Genomic DNA, 4,043 nt, shown 5'->3' with positions numbered 1-4,043 from the left:
CAGCGACTCCGGCTCCGCCCGCCGCGGGCGTCCCGCCCGGGGCGAGGGCCGCTCCCCCGTGCCGCGCGGCCGCGCCCGCGCCCCCCCCCCCCCCCGCCCCCCGGCCGCCCCCCTCCCCCCCCGCCCAGTAGGCGACGGCGCCCGCGGCGCCGTCGGGCTGCGGGGGAGCGAAGCGCCGGTCCATGATCCCCAGCTCGTGCTGATAGTCGCCGACGCGGAACTCCGCGTAGGCGAGCGCCCCGCCGGCCTCGCGGGCGAAGTAGGCCTCGGTGCCGAGCACCTCGGCGTACCAGTCGCGGGCGGCGGCGACGTCGTCGGCCAGGTAGGTGATGGTGGTCAGTCCGCGCAGCATGTCGGCTCCCGGTGCTCGGTTCGTGGGTCGGTGGGACGGTCGGTGCGATCGAGGCCTGGTGACCTCGTGAGCACCACTCTTCCGCTCAAAGTGCTCACCTGCTGACTACTTTTCGTGGCAGTCTCGGAGCATGCGCGCCGACCGGCTCATCCAGGTGCTGCTCCACCTCCAGTCGCGCCCCCGCGTGACGGCGGCCGAGCTCGCCGACGCGCTCGAGGTCTCGGTGGCGACCGCCCGCCGGGACCTCGAGGCGCTGTCGGCCGCGGGCGTGCCCGTGTACCCGCTGCCGGGCCGCGGCGGCGGGTGGTCGCTGCTGGGCGGGTCGCGCACGGACCTCAGCGGCCTCACGGCGCCCGAGGCGCGCGCGCTGTTCCTGCTCGCCGGCCCGGGCGCGGCGTCGTCCGACCACGCGCGGGCGGCGCTGCGCAAGCTCGTGCGTGCGCTGCCCGCCACCTTCCGGGCCGAGGCGGAGGCGGCCGCCGCGGCCGTCGTCGTGGACCGGGAGGGGTGGAGCGCGGCCGGCCGGGTCCGGCCGCCGGAGGTCGACGCGCTGCAGCGCGCCGTCGTCGAGCGGCGCCGCGTGCGGATCGACTACACCGGAGCGACCGGGCGGTCCTCGAGCCGCGTCCTCGACCCCTGGGGGCTCGTCGACAAGGACGGCGCCTGGTACCTGATCGCCGGCACGGACCGCGGCCCGCGCACCTTCCGCGTCGACCGCGTCGGCGCGCTGGACGTCACCGACGAGCCCGCCGTCGTGCCCGACGACGTCGACCTGCAGGCGGAGTGGGACCGCGTCGTCGGCGAGGTCGAGCTCAGGCGGTCCGCGACGTGGGCCACCGTGCGCGTGGCCCCCGAGCACGTCGACGTCCTGCGCGCCCAGTTCGGGCGGCACACGGTCGTCGTCGACGGCGGCGACGGCGCCCGCGCGACCGTGCGGGTCGCCGCCCCCACGCCGCTCGACGTCGCGCGCCACCTGGCCGGCTGGGGCGCCCAGGCCGACGTCGTCGGCCCGCCGGAGGTGCGGGCGGAGCTCGCGCGTCTCGGGGCGGAGCTGGTGGCGGCGCACCGCGGGACGACGACGGGCGCCCGGCCGTGACGGGTGGTCACGACCGGGCGCCGGGTTGCCGTGGGGTCACAGGCAGACGTGCGAGCTGCCCTCCCGCACCGTGGTGCGCAGGGTGGTGCCGGGTCGCGGCGTCACCACCAGGCGTGCGGTCCCGGTGGCGTGGACGTCGAAGCACGCACCGTCCCGGGTGAGCGCGAAGTCGCGCACGACGACGCGTCCGCCGGTTGAGCGGAACACCGTCCGCCCGTCCCGCTCCAGCACGGTGGCCCTCGGGCTCACCGTCGCGGCCCAGGTGTGCCCGCCCACGCGCACGTCGTCCACGGTGTTGCGGCCGGGCAGGGCGTGCGAGCCGAAGGTGACCGACCCGGGGCGCCCCCAGGCGTCCTCGGCGACGAGCTCGTGCACCGCCATCAGGGGCATCACGTTGGACCACGTGTAGTAGCGCCACGCGCTGTCCACCGCCGAGGCGTTGACGACCTGGCCGGGCTCGGGGTCGAAGTACTCGGGGAAGAACCCGTTCTCGTCCCAGCTGTCGAGGTACATGGCGGTGCTCTTCGTCGCCAGCTCGCCGGCGGCCTCGTCGAGCCCGTACCGCTTGAGGCCGTCGTAGACGGTGGCGTTCATCGGTGGCCAGACGGCACCGCGCCACTGCTCGCAGGTGTTCTCCTCGCCCCAGCCCAGGTAGTACGTGTACTCCGGGGACGACGTCGCGGAGACGTCGCCGTTCGCGCAGTACTCCGCGTCGTCGCGGCTGATGCTCGGGATCGCGTACTCGCCCCAGAACTGCTCCGGGTCGAGCAGGTTCTGCTCGACGGTCCGTGCCGCCCGCTCGGGTGTGGCCAGGCCCCCGAACAGCGGGTAGAAGATCGTCGGCGTGACGACGTTCCCCCAGGTGCCGTCGAGGTTGCGGTCGAGGTACATGCCGCGCTCGTCGTCCCAGAGGGTGTCGTTCGCGGCCTTCTTGGTCCGCGCCAGGACGGCCGCGAACCGGTGCGCGTCCGCGGGCCGGTCGAGCGCGGTGGCGAGCTCGGTCAGGGAGTCCGCCATCAGCGCGTAGTAGGAGGTCAGCGCGACGTCGGTGAGGTCGGTGTTGTCCCGCTCGTCGCCGCTGCCGCCCTCCTTGGCGATGCGGTCGGCGGCGAGGTAGACGGGCAGGTCGTCGAGGCCGAGGTGGTTGCCCACCTTGCTCGGGTCACCGTCGTAGGGCGCCTCGAGGAGGCCGTCGTCGTTCACGTCCCACTCGGGCAGCCTGTCGAAGAACTCCACGAGCGCGGGGTAGGCCTGCTCCACCAGCTCGCGGTCGCCCGTGGCGTCGTAGATCCGCTTGACGGCGTAGGCGTGCATCGGGCCGGCGTGCAGCTGGTCGTAGCGCGGCCCGCCGGAGGCGAACAGCACGCGCTCGTGCTGCCGCGCCAGGTCCGGGTCCACGGTGAGCGCGGTGATCGCGTCCCAGGCGGAGTCCCAGCCGGTGAAGATCGAGTCGTTCTCCGACCCGCCGCGGCCCCAGCCCCACACGAGGAAGCTCTGCCGCGACTGCTCGTCGTAGTTCGCGTTGAGGGCCATGGCGCTGCGCATCGCGGTCGCCGCGCGGCCGGCCGGCCCGCTGCCGCTGAGGGTGCCCGCGTCGGCGTGCGCCCGGGCCCGGGCGAGGGTGCCGAGGATGCTGCCGCGCGAGGCGCGGTCCGCCGGGGGCGCGTCCGCCACGCTCGTGGTGAACGTGATCGTCTCGCCCTCCTCGAGGTCGTACCGCAGTGCCGCCGCGGCGTCGCCGGCGGCGCCCTCCTCGCCCTCCATCGCGGCGACCAGGTCGTCCTCGGACGCGTAGGCCGCGGCGTCGTCGGGCGCCTGCGTCGGGAGCAGGGCGAAGTGCCCGACCTCCGTCGGGTCGTCGAGGCCGGCGCCGGTGGCGCGGACGCCGCCGTCGGTCACCTCGTAGGAGTTCTCCTCGTCCCACGGGGGCGAGGCCTCGAGGAAGACGGTCGCGTCGGCGTCGCGCGCGGTGACCGACCCGACCAGGGTGTTCGGCGCCGTCCGCGCGAACCGCAGCAGGATCGTCTGCTTGTCCCGCTGCGTCTGGTCGTAGCGCTCCTGGAGCGCCGGCAGCTGCTCGCGGGCCTCCGCCACCTGGTCGGCGGACCACTCGTCCGGGTGGTCGAGGATCTCGCGCAGCGCCCCCAGGCGGTCGGGGGTGATCGAGCGGTCGTCGCTGCTGATCTCCACCTCGTAGTACGAGCCGTCGACCGTCACGGGGCCGACGTGGGCGACGTTGCCCAGCAGGCCCTGGTTCTCCCGGACGAGCTTCCCTGCGGCGGTCAGCAGGTCGACCCGGAGTGCGAAGCGGCTCTCGCCCTCGCCGACGAGGAGGGCGCCGTTGTCGTCCCGCTCGACGTAGCCGGGCAGGGCGAAGGGGCGTTGCAGCCCGACGTCGGTGTCGTGCGGTCCGCCCCCGCCCGTCGCGCCCCCGGCGGGGACGGTGACGGTCGCGAGCAGAGCGGCCGCGGCGCCGACGACGACGGGCGCGCGGCGCAGGGCGCGGGTGTTCTGGCGGTCGGTCATGGTGGCTCCTGGTGTGTGAGCGCTCACATTCGGGCGGAGGTGCGGCCGTGCCCGCGCGCGGGGCGCGGG

General features: G+C 75.4%; 3 protein-coding genes. 1 reads left to right on the top strand and 2 read right to left on the bottom strand.

Annotated features, from left to right (window positions below; translation table 11 throughout):
• On the bottom strand, window positions 1-352 hold a 352-nt coding region (locus ACFWEK_RS19570), incomplete at its 3' end, for a VOC family protein (RefSeq protein WP_430555121.1).
• A 130-nt stretch (window positions 353-482) separates the two neighbouring features.
• Between ACFWEK_RS19570 and ACFWEK_RS19565 the strand changes: the two genes are divergently transcribed.
• Entirely contained in the window at window positions 483-1,448 is a 966-nt protein-coding gene (locus ACFWEK_RS19565; RefSeq protein WP_430555120.1) for a helix-turn-helix transcriptional regulator, read from the top strand.
• Window positions 1,449-1,484: 36 nt separating this feature from the next.
• Here ACFWEK_RS19565 and ACFWEK_RS19560 read toward each other — a convergent pair whose 3' ends face one another.
• Entirely contained in the window at window positions 1,485-3,974 is a 2,490-nt protein-coding gene (locus ACFWEK_RS19560; RefSeq protein WP_430555119.1) for an amylo-alpha-1,6-glucosidase, read from the bottom strand.
• Window positions 3,975-4,043: the final 69 nt, after the last annotated feature.

The organism is Isoptericola sp. NPDC060257 (assembly GCF_042726645.1).
GTDB classification, from domain to species: Bacteria; Actinomycetota; Actinomycetes; order Actinomycetales; family Cellulomonadaceae; genus Isoptericola; species Isoptericola nanjingensis.
This window is presented reverse-complemented; position numbering and strand designations above follow the sequence as displayed.